Below are 17,491 nucleotides of genomic sequence, written 5' to 3'. Positions count from 1 at the left end.
GTCAGCCTCATCGGCACGACGGCCGCGTCAGTAGCCCCGCGTCAGTAGCCCCGCGCCGGATCGATCTGGCCCAGGAGCGGCTCCCCCCGAAGGTAGCGGGCGACGTTCTCGCGTACGCGCTCGGCGAGGCTCTCAGTGAGGCGGGCCTGCGGGTTGGCGCTGTGCGAGGTGATGAGCACATTCGGCTCGGCCCACAGGCCGTGCCCGTCCGGCAGCGGCTCCGGGTCGGTGACGTCGAGGGCGGCGCCGCCGACCTCGCCGGCGCGCAGCGCGGCGAGCAGTGCGTCGGTGTCGACCAGCTCACCCCGGGCCACGTTGACCAGCCACGCCTTCGGGCCCAGGGCGCGCAGTTCGTCCCGCCCGACCATCCGGTAGGTCTCGGGGGTGGCGGGCGCGGCCAGGATGACGTGATCGGCCCGTGGCCAGACGGCGGCCAGGTCCTCGAACGGCACGGTCGCGACCGCGCCCTCCACGGGCTCGCCCGAGCGGTTGACCGCGAGGACGTCCGCGCCGAGGGCGCGCAGCGCGGGGATGACCGCCCTGCCGATCCCGCCCGCGCCGACGACGGCCACCGTGCTCGCGCGCAGCCTGCCGGGCTGGTCACGCTGCCACGTACGGCTCCGGGCGGCGGCGGGCAGCCGGTGCACCCCGGCCAGCAGCAGGGCGAGGGCGTGCTCGGCGACCTGCGGGGCGTAGGCGCCCGCGGCCGAGCACCACACGCGCGTGGAGTCGACGAGCCCCTCCCGGGTCCACCGTTCGATGCCCGCGGAGGGCAGCTGGACCCAGCGCACGCTCGGCGTCAGGTAGTCGCGCACGCCCTCCGGCCGCGAGTCGGTCCAGACCAGCGCCTCCGCCCGGCGGGGATCGCCGACCACCTCACCACCGGCGGCGCGGATCGATTCGACGATCAGTGACGGGTCCTCCGGGGCCACACAGACGGTGAGCACGCCTGTCCCTTCCTGGTCGCGCCGGGCGCCTCGGCGGCGCGGCTTTCCTCCCCAAGAGTATGGTCTGCCCCAAGAGTATGGTCTGCGCGCTTCCGCCGATCACCGGACCGGCCCATGCCGATCAGGACGGGGGCCGCTGCGCGGTCAGCCGGCCTTGCCCGGGTGCAGGACCACCTTGGTCCAGCCCTTCTCCCGCGCGTCGAAGTGCGCGTACGCCTCGGGCGCGTCGTCGAGGTCCAGCTCGTGCGAGACGATCCAGGACGGCCGGGCGCCGCCCTCGTGGATGAGGGCGCACAGCTGCCGGTTGTAGTTCTTGACGTTGCACTGGCCGGTGCTCATCGTCTGGCCCTTGTACCAGAAGGTCCCGTAGTCGATGGCCATTTCTCCCCGCTTGTACAGGTCGTTCCGGCCGGTCGGGTCGCGAGGGAGGAACAGGCCGACGACGGCGATGTTCCCGGTGAACTTCACCGACTTGACCAGCGCGTTCAGCGTCATGTTGGGACGCTCCGAGCCCTCCGAGTCGTGCGCCTGGAAGCCCACGCACTCGCAGCCCCGGTCGGCGCCGATCCCCTGAGTGAGCTCCAGGATCTGCTCGACAGGGGAGGAGCGGGAGTCGTCGATCGGAATCGCGCCGATCTCCTCCGCCTTGGTCAGCCGGTCCTGATGGTGGTCGATGACCATCACGCAGCTCGCGTTCCTGAGCAGGGCGGAGTACGCGGCCATCAGGCCGACCGGGCCCGCGCCGTAGATCGCGACGGTGTCGCCCGGCTGCACGCAGGCGAGCATGGTCGCGTGCCAGCCGGTGGGCCAGACGTCGGCCAGCATGACGTAGTCGGTCTGCTTGTCCCGCGCGTCCTCCGGCAGGACGAGGCAGTTGAAGTCCCCGTACGGCACCCGCAGCAGCTCGGCCTGGCCGCCGTTGTACGGGCCCATGTCGGCATAGCCGTACGCGGCGCCGGCCAGGCACGGATCGGGATTGGTGGTCAGGCAGAATGCTGTCAGGCCCTTCTCGCAGTTGGCGCAGAAGCCGCACGAGATGTTGAACGGCAGGCACACCATGTCGCCGACCTTGACCCGGTCGACGGCGCTCCCGATCTCCACGACCTCGCCGAGGTTCTCGTGACCGAGGACCCGGCCCGGCGCGAAACTGGTTCGGCCCTCGTACATGTGCAGGTCGGACCCGCAGATGTTGGAGGTGGTGACGCGGACGAGCACGTCGGTGTGCCGTTCGATCCGTGCGTCCGGAACGGTGGTGACTCTGACCTGTCGAGGCCCTACGTAGACCACGGCTTTCATGGCTACTCTCAAAGGCGATCGTTACGGTGGGCGCGTGCGAAGCGACCCGCAGCACCCGCTTTCCGCGACGGTGGCCCGGCGCCGATGCGCTCCGGGCCTCCGTGCCGCGCTGTATCGATGTGGGTGGCGTACCCCGCCGGGTGGGGAGAAAACAAACAGGTCTAGGCGTGCGGGAATCGGAGGGGAAGCCAGGCGCTGAGTACGAAGCCGCCGTCGGGGGTCGGGCCGGAGAAGAACCGGCCCTGTGCGAGGGAGACGCGCTCTCTGATGCCGGCCAGGCCGTACCCGCCGCCGAGGGAGGGCGCGGCCCTGATCGTCTTCCCGCCGGGGTCGGCGCGGTCCGGCGTGTCGACCACGGAGACGGCCACCTGATCGCCGCTGACCTCGCAGGTGACGTGCACGAGGGAGTCCGGCGCGTGCTTGTGCACGTTGCTGAGCCCCTCCTGCACCAGGCGGTAACACGCGTGCGAGATCTGCCGGGGCAGCGCCCCCTGGGGAACGTCGAGGCGGAGATCGACCTTGAGCCCGCTCGCCTGCGCCTCGCCGACCAGCCGGGCGATCGCTTCGATGCCCTCGGCGAGGTCACCTTCCTCGTGCCGGAGCACGGTGAGCAGGTGCCGCAGTTCGCCGAGCGCCTGCACGCCCTTGTCCTCGATGACCGTCGTCAGCTCCCGGATCTCGCCCGGCTCGGCGGCGTCACGGACCATGCCCGCGTTGAGCACCATGGCGGTGACCGCGTGGGTGACGGTGTCGTGCATCTCCCTGGCGATCTTGCGGCGCTCCTCGGAGGCGGCGATCTCCTCGCGTTCGCGCACGCCGATACGCAGGTCACGGATGAGCCGCCGGTAGGCGTGCACCCAGGTGCCGACCACCGCGGGCAGGTAGATGAGGGTCAGCGCGCGGACGACGTTCAAGTAGATCGAGTGGTCGGAGTGAGGGTTGCGGTAGTCGACCGTGAAGTAGACCGCAGTCATGGCCAGGGCGACGTACTGCCACTGGCGCACCCGATGCTCGGCGGTCATCGAGAAGACGGCGAGGATCATCGGCACGACCTGCCCGGTTACGCAGGCGCACACGGCCGAGGCGACGATGGCGGGCCACGGGGTGCGGCGCCGCACCAGCATGGCCGCCGCGGTGATCACCCCTGTCGCGATCTCGAGCTCGTCCGGCGCGCCGCCCCAGATGGAGAAGCTGTAGCCGATGAGTGTGGTGGGGATCGTGAACGCGATGACAGCCGCGGCCAGCGCCGCGTCCACGAACCAGTCGCCGCGCACGCCCGGTTTGTTCCACATCCTGCCAGTTTGCGTCTTTTATCCCATGCTTGTCACATCGGCGGTCATTTTTGACGCAGCGATGGCGTCCGACGTCACCGAGTTGACTCTGGGGCCCCGGACGGAACCGGACTGTCAGCAGATCGACGACAGCTCATCGCGAGGTGGCGGCGGGTGGTTCGCCATGCCAGGAACGCCACCCACCGCACGCTAATCGCCGCCGAATCGCCGGAGCCCATCGGGCAAGCGCGGTCTTGACGCGATCAAATGAACGACCATTTAATTCCGTAGTGGGCCGGATCGCGGGTGTCACCGCCGCCGAGACGCGGGAGCGGCTACTGCGCGCGGCCGTCGACGTGTTCGCCCGGCGCGGGTACGACGGCGCACGCGTGGCCGACATCGCCGCGGCGGCCGGGGTGAGCAACGGCGCCCTGTACGCGCACTTCGACTCGAAGGCCGAGCTGATCGTGGCCGCACTGCGCGCCCACGGGCCGCGACTGCTGGCCGACCTGCTGGCCGCCGATCCCGACCGGCCGGTCGCCGAGCTACTGGTCGCCGTGGGCCGCCGCCTCCCTCGCCGTCCTGACGCCCGCGGCTCCCTGATCGTCGAGGCGCTGATCGCGGCCCGCCGCGACGAGGACGCGGCCCGTCCGATGCACGACTACGTCGGCGAGCGGGCCGGCTGGCTCGCCGGGCTCGTCCGCACCGCCCAGGACACCGGCGAGATCGATCCGGCGCTCTCGCCCGTCGCCGTCGCCCATCTCTGCCTCCTGCTCACGATGGGCAGCGCACTCCTCACGCCGGACCTGCACGCGGTCGGCGACGAGGAGTGGAGCGCGCTGCTCACCCGCCTCGTCGCCGCCATCGCCCCGACCGACCCCGCCCCGCGGACGCCACTGAGTAAAGGGGAGCACCAGTGAAAGTGCAGATCGATCCCGAGCGCTGTCAGGGACACGGCCGTTGCTACGACCTGTCGCCCGACCTGTTCACCGAGGACGACGAGGGCTATGGCCGGGTCGCCGGCGACGGCCTCGTGCCGGAGGGCGCCGAGCGCGCGGCGCGGGTCGCGGCCTCCAACTGCCCGGAGAAGGCGATCGTTCTCGTCGAGGAGGCATGACATGACCGTCGACGATCGCTTCGTCCGCGACTTCCGCGAGGGTCAGGAGGAGCCCCTCGGCACCCGCAGCGAGATCATCACCGGCCCGGTCTCCGAGTGGGCCACCGACTTCTCCCACCTGGAGCCCGAGTGGGCCGCCGATCCGTACCCCATCCAGGACGATCTGCGGGGGCGCTGCCCGATCGCGCACACCGAGAGGTTCGGCGGCGGATGGCTGCCGACGCGGTACGAGGACGTCGCGGCGATCGCCTACGACACCGAGCACTTCTCCTCCCGGGCGATCATCATGAGCAACTACCGACCGCCCAGGGACATCGCGCCGGTGGGAGCCGTGCCGCCGATCTCCTCCGACCCGCCGTTCCACCACGACGCGCGCAAACTGCTGCTCCCGGCGTTCACCAAGAAGGAGGTGGCGAAGCGGGAGGAGGCGGCGCGGGCGTTCTGCCACTCGCTGATCGACGGCTTCGAGGGCGCGGAGATCGTCGACGCCGCCCGTGACTACGCGCAGCACATACCGATGCGGGTCATCGCCGACATGCTGGGCTTCCCGCCGGAGGACGGGCCGAGGTTCCGGGAGTTCGTCGAGCACGCGCTCGAAGGCGTCAACCTGCCGCCGGAGCAGCGGGTCGCGAACATGGGGGAGCTGTTCGACTACCTGCTGGAGCAGATCCGCGATCACGTCGCCGCCCCGCGCGACGACCTCACCACCTATCTCATCGACGCGGAGCTGTACGGCCGCAAGCTCGATCCCTCGCACGTGGCCGGCACGATGGCCCTGCTGCTCATCGCCGGGATCGACACGACGTGGAGCGCCATCGGCGCATCGCTGTGGCACCTGGCGAAGACACCGGCCGACCGCGATCGCCTGGTCGCCGAGCCGGAACTGCTGCCGACCGCGATGGAGGAGTTCCTCCGGGCGTACGCGCCGGTCACGATGGCGCGGCTGGTCAAGGAGGACATGCACTGGCGCGGCGTCGACATGAAGGCCGACGACTGGGTCCTGCTGTCGTTCCCGGCCGCCAACCGTGATCCCGCGCAGTTCGACCGGCCCGGCGAAGTGGTGATCGACCGGGAGATCAACCGGCACGCGGCGTTCGGGCTCGGCATCCACCGCTGCGTCGGTTCCCATCTGGCCCGCATGGAGCTCCGGGTCGCCCTGGAGGTCTGGCTGGAGCGGGTCCCCGTGTTCGGCCTCGCCGACCCCTCGACGGTGGCCTGGGCCCCTGGCCAGGTGCGGGGGCCGCGCACGCTTCCGCTCCGCATCGGCTGACCGGTCGCCGGCCCGATCGCCGGGCCGGCCGGTGAGCCACGCGTTCATGTTCACGTTGAACGTCGTCCTGCAGGGTTGTTAGCTTGCGCGCATGTCAGATCTAGGAGATGTGGCTTGGCCGCCTGAGCCGATCCTGACCGAGCGGCTCGTGCTCCGTGAGCCCGAGGCGCGGGACCGGGCGACGTTCATCGAGATGCTCGCCTCGCCGGAGGTGCACACCTACCTCGGCGGTCCCCGGCCGCGTGACGAGCTCGAGCGTGAGATGCCCGAAGTGCCCGAGCGGTGGCCCGGGAGTTTCGTCGTCGAGCTCGACGGGGCGATGATCGGCCAGATCCTGCTCAGGAGAGCGACCGGGCACCGTCGCCCGGCCGCCGTGGGGAAGGCCGATCTCGGTTACCTGTTCCTGCCGAAGGCCTGGAGGCAGGGGTACGCCGCCGAGGCGTGCGCGGCGGCACTCGACTGGTTCGACGGTGCCCTTCCCGGCGAGCCGGTGGTGCTCACCACCCAGAGCGCCAACGCCGGCTCGATGCGCCTCGCGGCAAAGCTGGGGTTCACCGAGGTCGAGCGGTTCCAGGCCTGGGACGCCGAGCAGTGGCTCGGCCTGCGGCCCCCGGCCACGTGAGCCACGGGAGGTCTCCACCGAGGCCCGAGGCGGTGCCCCCTTGCCGATGTCCCGCGGGCTTTTCCGGTCACTTGGCTGTGTTGTCGACCTCCAGCACGAGCCGCGCGAGTTCCAACCGGTCGAGATTGGGGGCCTGCGCCGTGGCGTTGCCCAGGACGAGCGCGCCGGAGGCGGTCGTCAGGGTGAGCGGCGTCGCCTGGGACCAGAAGTTGTCCCAGGCGTAGGAGTGCCGGAACACGCCGCGCGTCGTCGCCCCGCCCGTCTCGGTGATGTCGAGGAACCGACTGATGACATCGGTGTTGTAGGGGTGACCGGTGTTCCGGTCGGCGTTGGCGTAGTGCGCCACGAGGACGTACTCGCCGGGGCCGAACCCGGCGGGCCGGGTGAGGGTGAGCGTGTTGGCCGCGCCGTCGCCGAGGTCGCTGACGTAGGCGCCCCCGGAGGCGTTCGAGCCGCTCGTGGCGGGGACGGCGACCACGCGCGCCGTTCCGGCGCGCTGCGCATGCTGGGCCTCGATCCGGTGGACCGCCGCGTCCGCCTCCTCGGCCCTGACCGTGGTCAGCCCGCGTAACCGCAGGCCGGCCGGGCCGCCCACCTCGACCACCGAGACGCCGGCGGGGAGGTGGACGCGGGCACGGGAGGCCGCCTCACCGGGCCGAACCGCGCGCAGACCGGCGATCCGCCGTCCGTCGACGCGGACGTCGAGGCCGCCGGCTTGGGCCGCCTCGTAGGAGAAGGTCAGGTCGTAGTAGCCGTCCTCGCTCACCGCGGCGAAGAACGTGGCCTGGGCGGCGCCACCGAGGGTGACGGCGGCCCCCCTGCCCTCGCGGGTCATGCCCGCGCCCCCGGACAGCCGCGCCTCGTCGGCCGGGTACGCCGCCCGCTCGGGGCCGGTGAGCTCGGTGAGGTCGAACTTGTCCAGCGTGACGTCGCAGCCGGGCAGCAGGGCCGTCCCGTCCGCGCCGGCGCGCAGGGACAGCTCGTGGACGCCGGCGGTCAACTCGACCTCCACATCGGTGCGGCCGCGGTAGGTCCAGCCGAGACCGGCCGAATACTGCACGATCTGGTCGAGCGCGCCGTCCACGAACAGCGCGTGCCTGCCGGGCGCCTTGTTCGCGCCCTGGAAGATGCCCAGGCGGTAGCGACCGTCGCGCGGCACGGTGACCGGGAACGTGACGGCGGAGCCGGCCCTGTTCATGGAGCCGACGTCCCGCTTGCCGGAGGTCGCGTAGAGCTGCGGGTCGGCCGTGGTGTCCTGGTCGTACGCCTGGGCCGAGGTGAGCGTGGCCGACTCGGCCTCCACCGAGACGCTCCACGGCGCGCCGGCGGCGGGCGCGCCGCCGCTGGCGGGGACGATCATGACCCGGTAGGCGGCCATCACGTCGCCGCCCGGCAGGTCCACCCGCAGCGTGCCGCCGCGCAGGGTGGTCCGGGTGGCCGCGACGACCGGCGGCTGCAGGGCGTCGCCCTCGTATCCGGTCCACGTCGTCCTGGACACGACGACGTCGACCTGCTTGCCGAAGATCGCGGGGTCGAGCCCGGAGACGTCGAGCCGGACCGGCGCGGCGCCGCCGCCGACCAGCACGGTGCCCCGCCGTGCGGAGGGATCGACGGCCGCGAGGGCCTGGACCGTGTCGGCGACCCCCGGCTGCGGCGGGGTCGCCCTCACCGTCTGCCCGGTCAGATCCGCGTACCACTTGAGCAGCCACCACGCGCCGTTGGCCTGACGGGTGCGCACCGCGTGGTCGGAGAGGTTGCCGGCGTAGGTCCAGAACGCCATGTCGGCGTCCACCTTGGTGTCCTCGAACATCGTGATCCACTGGACCATCTGGCCGGGGACGGACATGTCGCGCCGGTTGCCGTACTCGTCGATGGTGATCGGCAGCGGGCCGACGCCGAGGTCGCGCTCCATCTGCCGGTAGTTCTCGTAGTGGTCCCGGTAGGCGGCGAGGCTGTCGCGCGACAGTTCATGCCAGGCCATGATGTCCGGCAGGCAACTCCTCGCGCCGCAGGTGGCGTCCCGGGCCCAGGTGAGGAAGTCGCGCAGGCGGCCGGGGTTGTAGCCGGCCTCGTTGGGGCCGACGATGCGGGCGCCGGGGTCGATGGAGCGGATGCGCTCGACGACCGCCTTCCAGTCGTCGAAGAACTTCTGCTTCATCGTGGACCAGTCCTCGTACCAGATGAAGTCGGGCTCGTTGAACGGCACCCAGACGAACTTGCGCTTGTCCTGCGGACGCTCCGTGACAACCTTGCGCACCATCGCGCCGACCTTGGCGAGGTAGTCGTCGATGCCGAGGTTCTCGTAGGGCCAATTGCTGTAGACGTCCTGCATGTAGACGACGATCTCCTCGCCGCCCGCCGCGAAGAAGCCGTCCGCGATCCTGAGCGCGTCGCCGTTGGGGTGCTGGTCGCCGTCCGGGGCCTTCTGGGCGACCGTACGCGGCCGGGCGCCTGCGACGAGGGGATCTCCCGGGACCCCCGGGTCGGACAGGCCGTACAGCATGCCGGTCGCGCCGCCGTGGACCGGCCCGGTGCGCTGCGCGAAGTCCACCGCGACGACGTCGGCCGCGGTGGACTCGCGGGTGCGCCGGAGTGACCTTTGTCGGTGCATGTGTCCTCTCCTGTTGCCGGGACGCGTGAGCGCCCTGCAGTGATGGCTGGAGGGGTGATAGGGCAGAGACGATCATGTGATGGGCGACGGAGAAGACCATGTGGGGGTCCAAGACCGCAGACCCGGGACTCAGAGCACGAGGGACGAATGGGCTGAGGATGGTGAGACGGCTGAAACGCGAAAGATCCGGGCGGAAGGGCCGGGAACCGGCTTGCCGAGGATGAGCCGGCCCGTCTCCTGATCCCACTCCCCGTCCCAGGCGGGCAGGTGGCGGGGGTAGACGACCTCGACATCGACCTGTCGTCCGGCGAGATGCGGGAGCGACAGCGAGGCCGTCGCCCGCTCGTCCGCGCGGCACCAGACCCCCACGTACGTGTGGTCAGGCGTGGTCAGGCCGAGGCTGAGCCAGGGGTCGGCCCAGCCCGGAAGCCCCAGCGGCCAGACGGGGACGGCCGCGGCCAGGTCGGTGCGGAGGTCCCGGTAGGCGGCGACGGCCGCCCTCACCGCCTCGCGCTGCGCGCCGGTCATGGTGGGCAGGTGGCCGGACAGGTAGAGGCGGCCCAGCATGCCGGTGCACAGGCTGTAGGCGACCCGCTCGTCGTCCATGCCGGGCTGGGGATAGGCCCAGCTCGCCGACTGCTCCGGCAGGACGGACAGCGGAGCGGCCACCGCGATCGGGGGATACAGCAGGGGGTCCTGCTGGTCGCTGGTCGACTGGAGTTGCATGCGCGACAGCAGGGCGTAGTCCATGCGCATCGCGCCGGAGGCGCAGTTCTCCAGGATCAGGTCCGGATGGCGGTCGAGGACCGCCTCCAGCCACGCCTGGTGCGCCCGGTTGCAGGCAAGCAGCCCCGCGCCCGGGCTCGCGGCGTCCACGTCGGTGCCCGCGCCGGGGTCGATGTTGTAGTCGAGCTTGAAGTAGCCCACGCCGAGCTGTTCCACGAGCCGGTCGACGACCTCGTCGAGATGGGCGACGGCGGCGGGGTGGCGCAGGTCGAGGTGGTAGCGGCCGTGCTCCACGATCCTCGTGCCGCCCCGCTGCAGGAACGCCTCGGCGGGCAGCTTGCCGGCCATGGGGCTGCGCACGCCGATCACCTCGGGCTCCAGCCACAGGCCCGGGACCATGCCGCGCCTCCTGATGTGGGACAGGACCTCCTCGATGCCCTGCGGGAAGCGCGTCCGGGACGGCTGCCACTCGCCGACGCTGTCCCACCAGTCGCCGTCGTCGTCGTACCAGCCGGCGTCGATGCAGAACACCTCGGCGCCCGCCTCGGCGGCGGCGTCGATCAGCGGGACCAGCTTCGCGGTCGTCGGATCGCCCATGAGGGTGTTCATGTAGTCGTTGAACACGACGGGCAGGCGGGCCCGGTCCGGATGGGGGCGCACCAGGGCGCGGCGGTGGGCGGTCAGTGCCGCCGCCGCATCGTGTAACGCAGCGTAGGCGCTGTGCATCGCACCGGGGGCGCCGTGCATCGCACCGGGGGTGCCGTGCATCGCACCGGGGGTGCCGTGCATCGCACCGGGGGTGCCGTGCATCGCACCGGGGGTGCCGTGCATCGCACCGGGGGTGCTGTGCGGCCGGAAGGAGGAGACCGCCACGGACGCCGGGACCGTGGTGAACGATTCGCCGGGGGCGAGGACGGCGTGCCACTGGTGGTCGATGTCGGTGGGGCCGAGCAGTGCGACGTAGGCGCCGTCCCTGCGCTCGCCGACCTCCCACCGCCACGGGCCGTTGTGCTCGACCTGCCACAGCCATGCCCGGCCGGAGTCCGGGTCGAGCAGGGCCGCCGTGGGCAGGTGCTGCCCCGTCGACCAGGTGCCGGTGCTGGTGACCGCGAGACGGCCCCGGCCGTCCTGGCCGTGCAGCGGCAGGTTGAGGTCCGCCATCTCCTCGCGCAGCGGCCGCAGGTGCCAGCGGCTCTCGCCCAGCCATTCGCTGTCGGCGTGCACGACCTGCAGCCCGCCCACCGAGCCGGACGGGAACGCGGCGGCGAACGAGGTCACGCCCAGCACGACCACCTCTGCGGCGCCGCGGTTGACGATCGTCGTCCAGGACCGCACGGCCGGCACGCCCTCGGCCGAGCGCAGGTGCGCGTGCGCCTCCAGGCCGGTCTGCTCGTCCCGCAGGGTGACCCGCAACTCGTGCCACCGCCCGTCGCGGACCCGCTCGGCCCCTGCGTAGGTGAGACGGCGGCCGACCGCGGTGTCGGAGAAGCGGTGGGACGCCCGCGCCCGTCCGTGACCGGCCAGCAGCACCTCCACGAGAGGCTGCGCGGGCGGCCTCGGCCCCGGATCGCCCGTGCCCAGCTCGCGGATGCTCGCCACACCGTCGGGTGATATGGCGATCACCACCCGCAGTGCCGAGTGCCCCCACTCCAGGCTGGTCTCGGTGGGCGGTGAGTCCAACTGCGTCTCCTGACGATCGAGCCGGGTTCTCCGGAGGTCGTACGGCGTGCGGGCCGCGATGAGGGGCTCTCCCTTGCAATGTGTGACCGGTCACATCAGCATAAATCAGAGTGTGACCGGTCACATGAGCGACGAGAAGGCCCCGTTACGTTGTTGTTATCAACACCCGGCGACCCGTCCGGATCGGCCGCCTCCGGCCGTACGGCCTCCTACGGGCTGGCCGGCCGGGCGGCGCCGATGCGGCTCACGTGCGCGGAGGCGCCGTGGACTCGCGCACCACCAGCCGCGGCGGCGTCAGCGACACCGCGGGCTGAGGCGCCCCCGCGAGCTCGGCCAGCACCGCCGCCACCGTGGCACGGCCCAGCCCGGCGAAGTCCATCTCCACCGTCGTCAGCGAAGGTGTCCAATACTCCGCGCCGGGCACCCCGTCGAAGCCCACGATGCTCACGTCACCCGGCACGTCCTTGCCCGCCTCGAACAGCGCCCGCCGCACCGCCAGGGCGATGTGGTCGTTGCCGCACAGGATCGCGGTCACACCGGCGTCGGCGGCCAGGACCCGTCCCGCCTCGTACGCCGATCGCACGTCCCAGCCCACCAGCACCACCGGCGGGACTGCCGCTCCGGCTTCCGCCAGCGCACGGCGCCAGCCCGCCTGACGTCCGCTGTGCTCCGACTCCGAGGGGATCGCCACGTGATGGACGGTCCGGTGTCCCAGGGCCAGCAGGTGCCGCGTCGCCTCGGCCGACGCCTGCTGCTCGTCCAGGCAGATCGCGGGCCGCGCCACACCGCGCACGCCCGGCTCGACGGCGGCCGCCCCGGGCAGGGACTCGGGGAGCGCGCGCAGCACCGCGATGCCGGCCGCGTCGAACGCGATCACGATCACGCCCCCGGCGCTCGGATCGCTGACGTAGTCGGCGGCGCTGCGCACGTCGCCCTCGCGGTCCGATTCGACCACCCGCACCCCGACGGCCAGGCCCTCGACCCGGGCCGCCTCCTCGATGCCCTGCAGTGTCGAGGCGTAGCCGTACAGCATGGTGTCGGAGGTGACCACCGTCACGCCCCGCGCCCGCCCCGTTCCCAGCGCCCGCGCCACCCGGTTGGGCCGGTACCGCAGCCGTTCGATGACCTCCATGACGGTCCGCCGCGTCTCGGCGCTCACCTTGGGCGAGGCGTTGAGCACCCGCGACACCGTCTGCCTGGACACGCCCGCCGCCGCCGCGACGTCGCGGATGCTCGGCGCCGTCTCCCGGCCGGGACGCGGCGAGGGCATCTCAACAGGGGTTGCGTTCACGCACCCATCGTGATCGGTGCGGCGAGCCGGGGTCAAAACCGCCGTGCGGGCTCGCGACGCGGGGCCCGGCCTTGGTCACGGCGGCCGGCGGCTCCGGCGACGGCCGCGAGCGCCTGTAGTCTCGGCGCGTGGGGTACGAGTCACCGGAGGGCGGTGCGGGCCTGCGCCGGCATCTGCGGGACGGCGGGGACCGGCCCGGCCATCGGCTGCGGTTCGGCTCCGGCGCGGCGGGCATCGAGCGGCTGGAGGCGTCGCTCACCGGCGAGGGGTTCGCCACGCACCGCCACGACACGTACGCGATCGGGATGACGCTGCGGGGCGTGCAGACGTTCCGCTACCGCGGGGAGCTGCGGCACTGCCTGCCGGGGGAGTGGCACGTCCTGCATCCCGACGAGCCGCACGACGGTGTGGCGGGCACCGACGAGGGGTTCGGTTACCGGATCATCTACCTCGACCCCTCCCTCGTGCAGGAGGCGCTGCGCGGGGCGCCGCTGCCGTTCGTCGCCGATCCCGTGATCGGGCGGCGCGACGCCGACCCCGCACTCGCGGCGTGCCTGCGGGACATCGACGAGCCGCTGGACGAGGCCGGACGGCTGACGCTCACCCTGCGGGCGGTCCACATGCTCGTGCGGCACTCCTCCGGGCGGGACTCCTCTGTGCGGCACTCCTCTGTGCGGCACTCCTCCGGGGGAAGCACCGTGCGGCCGGGTGTGCGGGCTCCGCTGGCGCTGGAGGCGCTGGCCCGCGTCCGCGACCTGATCGCCGACGACCCGACGGTGCGGCACACGCTCGCCGAGTTCGAGCAGATCGCGGGCCTGGACCGGTGGACGGTCGCACGCCAGTTCCGCGTCGCGTTCGGTACCAGCCCGACCCGCTTCCGCACGATGCGGCAACTCGACCTGGCCCGCCGGCTGCTGCGCGGCGGCGTGCCCCTGGCCGGGGCGGCCCAGCTCGCGGGCTTCGCCGACCAGGCCCACATGTCGCGCATGTTCAAACGGGCCTACGGCCTCACGCCCGCGAAGTGGACCGCCGCGCTCGCCTGACGATGGGCCGCTCTGCGTCCGCGGAGCACTGTCTCGGGCTTCTCGCCGGTGATGTCAGCGCATCGTTCGCCCGGCGTCAGCCGAGGCCGCCCGAATCGTCACTCGGCGAGTACGTAGCCTCCCACCGAGGACGGGATGACGAAGGAGTCGAGCCGGCGCAGCTGGTGTGTGGCGCGGTTCACCCGATACCAGGTGTGCGTCCTGCGCAGGTCACCGTTCACGTGACGATCGGAGCGGGTCAGGACATCAAGGTGGCCAGCCTTGTCCCAGCGTGCCGTCAAGGCGGTCTCACCAGTGCGGAGCCGGATGGGGATGCTGGTCTTCTTCGCGGTGGCGAGGTTGCGGGTGAGGACCACGTTCTTGACGGAACCGCCGGTCTTCGTCCATTTCGGCGCGGCCACGGTGACGCCGTCGGGGCCGAGGTCGCCCCGCATGTAGACCGACCGCCGTAGCTTCACCGACCACGTGCCGGTCGCGTAGAGCACCGCCCTGCGGTTGTCGCCCGCCATCATGCGCTTCCCGTCCGGGCTGAAGTCCCAGGTCTGGTATCCCCTCGGCAGGGTGAACACCTTCCCCGTGGTCGTGTCCGCCACTCGGTCGACCTCCCGTTCGGAGGCGTTCACCCCGCGCATGCTGAGAAACCGGCCACCCGGAGAGAGGGTGAGCGCGTCCATCCGGAGGTCGTCCGGCCATGCCACCGTGGGAACCTCGCGCGCCCTGCCGGTGGCGGCGTTCAAGATCGTGAGCACGCCGTCCTTCCCCGCGAAGTACGCGGCCTGCGCGCCGTCCTGGGAGACGGCGATGACGCCGGCGACGGTGTACTCGTCGGCCGCCACGGTCCTGCGGGCGCCGGGGAGCGCGACGACACGGCCGTTGCTCAGCCAGATCTTCAACGGGCCGCAGGGATGACGGCCCCCGTCGGCCTGGAGGCAGGACCCGAGACCCGCGTAACGGATCACGGGTGGGGTCGCCGCTGCCTCGGCCTGGGGGGTGGTCATGAACGCCGCGGCGGCCAGCACCGCGGCCGATGCTACTCGGGACAGCATTCCGACATCTTCGCATTGATGCCGACATCAAGGATGGTGGTCGCGCGATCCGGCTTCTGAGGCCGGTCACAGAACCAGGGCGCGTATCGCGTTGTGATCGTCCCTACCCCAGCGGCTGCGGCAGCGGTTCGAGGGCGTGACCTGGCGGTTCAGGACGGGCGGGCAGTGGCGGGAGATGTCCGAGGAATTCGGAGCCCGCGGACCGTTCACAATCGCTTCCGGCAGTGGAGGGATGCCGACGTCTTCGACGCCTTGCTGGAGGGGGTGAACGAGGAAGCCGCCAAATAGTCCTGCTCATGGGAGGAGCCCTGCCTGGCTTGGCCCACCTCAGGCGAACCGCGGGAATTTCGGACTGAAGACTCTGCCGGACCTCATCAGATCTCTTCGGCCATTCGTCTTCCGAACAGACAGAGTTCACAGGCAGCAGAGTCCGATTTGGCGCAACCTTCACCAACGGCTCTGTCTCGTTCGAACTATGTGAAATTACGGGCGGCGCCATTGCGTTCTCGTACGCTGATTTCGCCGGTGGCGTCGTGAACTTGCCTGCCCGGGCCCCGGGTCCGCATCTTCCCTCACGTCCCCATCAATGGACGATTCCGAATGCGGAGAAAAGGCGGACACGCCGACATGACGCTGCTCGCCTGTATGCGCAAGCCGTAACCAAATCGAGTCCCGATTGTGGACCGTTACATCAGGTGCCTGTTGGAAGATCAATGACGCATCTACCGGGTCGTCAGCACCTGACCATGAGAGGCCACCATGGCACCGCAGCACCCTGTGTACGGCCAGTACAGCTACCCGCCCCAACCTCCCCATGGATATCCCACTCCTCCTTCACGCCGAACAGGGGTCTCCGCTCTGGCAGCCACGCTTATCGCGGCGGGAGCGATGGCAGCCGGATGTGTCGGTGGCATTGCCGTTGGCAGTGCGTCAAAGGGCGACCGCACGACAACCAGTGCGGCGGTCGGCCCGGTGGAGACAGTGACCGCCACTGCAACCGAGACGGTGACCAAGCGCGCTAAAGCCGAGACCAGCAAGCCGAGGGAAACGCAGCCCGCTGAAGCCGAGACCAGCAAGCCAAGGGAAACGCAGCCCGCTCAGGCAGCGACGATCGAGGAGGGGACGTGGACGATTGGCGAAGACATCGCACCGGGGACATATAAGACCGCTGATGCTGTCACCTCTATGTGCTACTGGGGAATCACGCGATCGGGTACAAACGGGTCGGACATCGTCGAGAACGACATCGTCGAGGGAGGCTACCCGCGCGTTACGCTGAAGGTCGGCCAGGATTTCAAGAGTAGCGGCTGCGGCTCCTGGATCAAGGTGGGGTAGCCATCAATCAGTACGATGGCCTGCGAGAACATAACATCACTAAAGGTGGCCGGTAGGGCTGGAGGTCGAGCGCTGCCCTGGTCGCCGAGCAGCGTTATGGGCACCTGCTTTAGGAAAGCCATGGTCGTTGTACTTGAACTACAGCCTTTATCTGCTTGGACGATTTGGCGATCCCATGCGCTCTAATTGATCATTTCGCGTATAGCTCGTGCTCATCACGTCGTCCCGTCGCTTTCGGGGCGGCGTAGGTCACCCGTTCCCGGCGTGGCACGTGTTCTGCGCACGATGGCAGAGGACGGGGAGCATGCTCCATCCGTCCAGCACCACGCGATCGCCCAGCGGCTCGTCCAGCCTGACGACGCCCTGGCCGGACTTGCCGAGGCCTGCGCAGAAGCCGTAGCCCTGATAGGGCATCTCGAGTCCCACGACCACGACATCTCGCCTCTCGCCGGCTCGCAGGGTGACATCGAACGGTTCGTCGCCGGAGCAGACGCCGTAGTCGTACTTCACCAGCAGTGTGTGTTCGTCGAGCACGGCGAAATCTGTGATCCCCTCACCTGACAGACGTTCGCCGACCGAGTCTTCGATGGTCCCGATCGCCTTCTGATCGATCGCGACGTAGTCAATGGGACCGGGGAGGTTCGAGAAGTGCAGCCGCCAGGCGGGTACGGTCGCCATGCCGCGTGAGGTCATCAGCCGAATGGCCGTGAAGGTGGCGCCGGTCAGCTTGTACTGCTTGTTGTCGGGGAAGGTCATGTTCTCGGGCCAAGGGGACAGTGCCATCAGCGCCTCGCGCGGTGCGATCACGGGGACCCGCATCGCGGACCCGTCGTCCCAGCGGACCTGTGCCCTGGCAGGTGGAGTGGGGAGCGGGCCGGCGACAACCCAGCCGTGCCACTCATAATCGATGTGCTCGCTCACCTTCTGGGACATCTGCCTCAGGTCCTCGAGCGGAACGAACCCCTCACGCCAGATCTCCGCGGCGCCGCTGGCCCGCCAGGTCGAGATGGCTTGTACGGCGTTTTCCTCGAACGTCGGTCCCAACAGGCCAGAGCTGTCGTTGAGGAGTAGCACCGCTGCCAGAAGAATCGCGGCAAATCGCACCATGTGATGATCTTGTCAGAGTCCCGTTTCCGACACCGGCGGCTTCGCGCTCAGCACCGGGAGCCGGATGCTGCTCGCAGGGTGCGGCTCTGAAGAACCTTGCGAATCGCGGCGGAATGAACCGGTTGCCCC

At 70.6% G+C, this 17,491-nt stretch carries 14 protein-coding genes and 1 pseudogene; 7 read left to right on the top strand and 8 right to left on the bottom strand.

What is annotated here, in order from left to right:
- Positions 1–41: 41 nt before the first annotated feature.
- The 3 genes from ACGFIB_RS20525 to ACGFIB_RS20515 form a co-directional block, all read right to left on the bottom strand.
- The gene (locus ACGFIB_RS20525) at positions 42–947 is read right to left on the bottom strand and encodes a D-isomer specific 2-hydroxyacid dehydrogenase family protein (protein WP_393373981.1); all 906 of its coding nucleotides are present in this window, start codon (positions 945–947) and stop codon (positions 42–44) included.
- A 144-nt stretch (positions 948–1,091) separates the two neighbouring features.
- Positions 1,092–2,243, bottom strand: a complete 1,152-nt coding sequence (locus tag ACGFIB_RS20520) for a glutathione-independent formaldehyde dehydrogenase (protein ID WP_142574867.1) — start codon at positions 2,241–2,243, stop codon at positions 1,092–1,094.
- A 161-nt stretch (positions 2,244–2,404) separates the two neighbouring features.
- Positions 2,405–3,535, bottom strand: coding sequence for a sensor histidine kinase (locus ACGFIB_RS20515; protein WP_357248950.1), 1,131 nt, complete (start codon positions 3,533–3,535; stop codon positions 2,405–2,407).
- A gap of 269 nt (positions 3,536–3,804) precedes the next feature.
- On the opposite strand from ACGFIB_RS20515, the gene ACGFIB_RS20510 reads away from it, so the two are divergent.
- The 4 genes from ACGFIB_RS20510 to ACGFIB_RS20495 all read left to right on the top strand — a co-directional run bounded on the left by ACGFIB_RS20510 (position 3,805) and on the right by ACGFIB_RS20495 (position 6,523).
- Positions 3,805–4,434 carry a TetR/AcrR family transcriptional regulator gene (locus ACGFIB_RS20510; protein WP_142574869.1) on the top strand — a complete coding sequence of 210 codons (630 nt, stop codon included), beginning with the start codon at positions 3,805–3,807 and terminating at the stop codon, positions 4,432–4,434.
- The gene (locus ACGFIB_RS20505; protein WP_393373977.1) at positions 4,431–4,631 is read left to right on the top strand and encodes a ferredoxin; all 201 of its coding nucleotides are present in this window, start codon (positions 4,431–4,433) and stop codon (positions 4,629–4,631) included. Before ACGFIB_RS20510 ends, ACGFIB_RS20505 begins: the two co-directional genes overlap by 4 nt.
- 1 nt (position 4,632) lies before the next feature.
- Positions 4,633–5,901, top strand: a complete 1,269-nt coding sequence (locus ACGFIB_RS20500) for a cytochrome P450 (protein ID WP_393373975.1) — start codon at positions 4,633–4,635, stop codon at positions 5,899–5,901.
- Between the two features lie 109 nt (positions 5,902–6,010).
- Entirely contained in the window at positions 6,011–6,523 is a 513-nt protein-coding gene (locus tag ACGFIB_RS20495) for a GNAT family N-acetyltransferase (protein ID WP_229689569.1), read from the top strand.
- A gap of 67 nt (positions 6,524–6,590) precedes the next feature.
- Here the strand turns inward: ACGFIB_RS20495 and ACGFIB_RS20490 are convergent, their stop codons facing one another.
- The 3 genes from ACGFIB_RS20490 to ACGFIB_RS20480 form a co-directional block, all read right to left on the bottom strand.
- Positions 6,591–9,134 carry a CBM35 domain-containing protein gene (locus ACGFIB_RS20490; protein ID WP_393373971.1) on the bottom strand — a complete coding sequence of 848 codons (2,544 nt, stop codon included), beginning with the start codon at positions 9,132–9,134 and terminating at the stop codon, positions 6,591–6,593.
- Between the two features lie 129 nt (positions 9,135–9,263).
- Positions 9,264–11,540, bottom strand: coding sequence for an alpha-galactosidase (locus tag ACGFIB_RS20485; RefSeq protein ID WP_393373968.1), 2,277 nt, complete (start codon positions 11,538–11,540; stop codon positions 9,264–9,266).
- 244 nt (positions 11,541–11,784) lie between these two features.
- Positions 11,785–12,831 carry a LacI family DNA-binding transcriptional regulator gene (locus tag ACGFIB_RS20480; RefSeq protein ID WP_393373966.1) on the bottom strand — a complete coding sequence of 349 codons (1,047 nt, stop codon included), beginning with the start codon at positions 12,829–12,831 and terminating at the stop codon, positions 11,785–11,787.
- Between the two features lie 128 nt (positions 12,832–12,959).
- On the opposite strand from ACGFIB_RS20480, the gene ACGFIB_RS20475 reads away from it, so the two are divergent.
- A complete protein-coding gene (locus ACGFIB_RS20475; protein ID WP_393373963.1) occupies positions 12,960–13,874 on the top strand; it encodes an AraC family transcriptional regulator in 915 nt (304 codons plus the stop codon).
- Between the two features lie 98 nt (positions 13,875–13,972).
- On the opposite strand, the gene ACGFIB_RS20470 is transcribed toward ACGFIB_RS20475, so the two are convergent.
- Complete coding sequence (locus ACGFIB_RS20470) at positions 13,973–14,920, bottom strand: TolB-like translocation protein (RefSeq protein WP_393373961.1); 948 nt, start codon at positions 14,918–14,920, stop codon at positions 13,973–13,975.
- A 106-nt stretch (positions 14,921–15,026) separates the two neighbouring features.
- Between ACGFIB_RS20470 and ACGFIB_RS20465 the strand changes: the two are divergent.
- Both ACGFIB_RS20465 and ACGFIB_RS20460 read left to right on the top strand, forming a co-directional pair.
- Positions 15,027–15,205, top strand: a pseudogene (locus ACGFIB_RS20465) (transposase); the annotation flags it as partial.
- Positions 15,206–15,808: 603 nt separating this feature from the next.
- Positions 15,809–16,255 (top strand): hypothetical protein, encoded by a 447-nt coding sequence (locus ACGFIB_RS20460; protein WP_357248927.1) that lies wholly within the window; start codon positions 15,809–15,811, stop codon positions 16,253–16,255.
- Between the two features lie 249 nt (positions 16,256–16,504).
- On the opposite strand, the gene ACGFIB_RS20455 is transcribed toward ACGFIB_RS20460, so the two are convergent.
- The gene (locus tag ACGFIB_RS20455) at positions 16,505–17,362 is read right to left on the bottom strand and encodes a hypothetical protein (protein WP_357248924.1); all 858 of its coding nucleotides are present in this window, start codon (positions 17,360–17,362) and stop codon (positions 16,505–16,507) included.
- Positions 17,363–17,491 lie beyond the last annotated feature (129 nt).

Source organism: Microbispora bryophytorum, assembly GCF_043197435.1.
GTDB lineage: Bacteria > Actinomycetota > Actinomycetes > Streptosporangiales > Streptosporangiaceae > Microbispora > Microbispora bryophytorum.
The sequence above is the reverse complement of the archived record's forward strand: the minus strand, read 5'-3'. Positions and strand labels throughout refer to the sequence as shown.

What these genes read in the sequence shown, in the direction of transcription:
- ACGFIB_RS20520 (WP_142574867.1), bottom strand. Translation starts at nt 2,243, where the DNA reads ATGAAAGCCGTGGTCTACGTAGGGCCTCGACAGGTCAGAGTCACCACC.
- ACGFIB_RS20515 (WP_357248950.1), bottom strand. Translation starts at nt 3,535, where the DNA reads ATGTGGAACAAACCGGGCGTGCGCGGCGACTGGTTCGTGGACGCGGCG.
- ACGFIB_RS20500 (WP_393373975.1), top strand. Translation starts at nt 4,633, where the DNA reads ATGACCGTCGACGATCGCTTCGTCCGCGACTTCCGCGAGGGTCAGGAG.
- ACGFIB_RS20455 (WP_357248924.1), bottom strand. Translation starts at nt 17,362, where the DNA reads ATGGTGCGATTTGCCGCGATTCTTCTGGCAGCGGTGCTACTCCTCAAC.
- ACGFIB_RS20460 (WP_357248927.1), top strand. Translation starts at nt 15,809, where the DNA reads ATGGCAGCCGGATGTGTCGGTGGCATTGCCGTTGGCAGTGCGTCAAAG.
- ACGFIB_RS20470 (WP_393373961.1), bottom strand. Translation starts at nt 14,920, where the DNA reads ATGCTGTCCCGAGTAGCATCGGCCGCGGTGCTGGCCGCCGCGGCGTTC.
- ACGFIB_RS20490 (WP_393373971.1), bottom strand. Translation starts at nt 9,134, where the DNA reads ATGCACCGACAAAGGTCACTCCGGCGCACCCGCGAGTCCACCGCGGCC.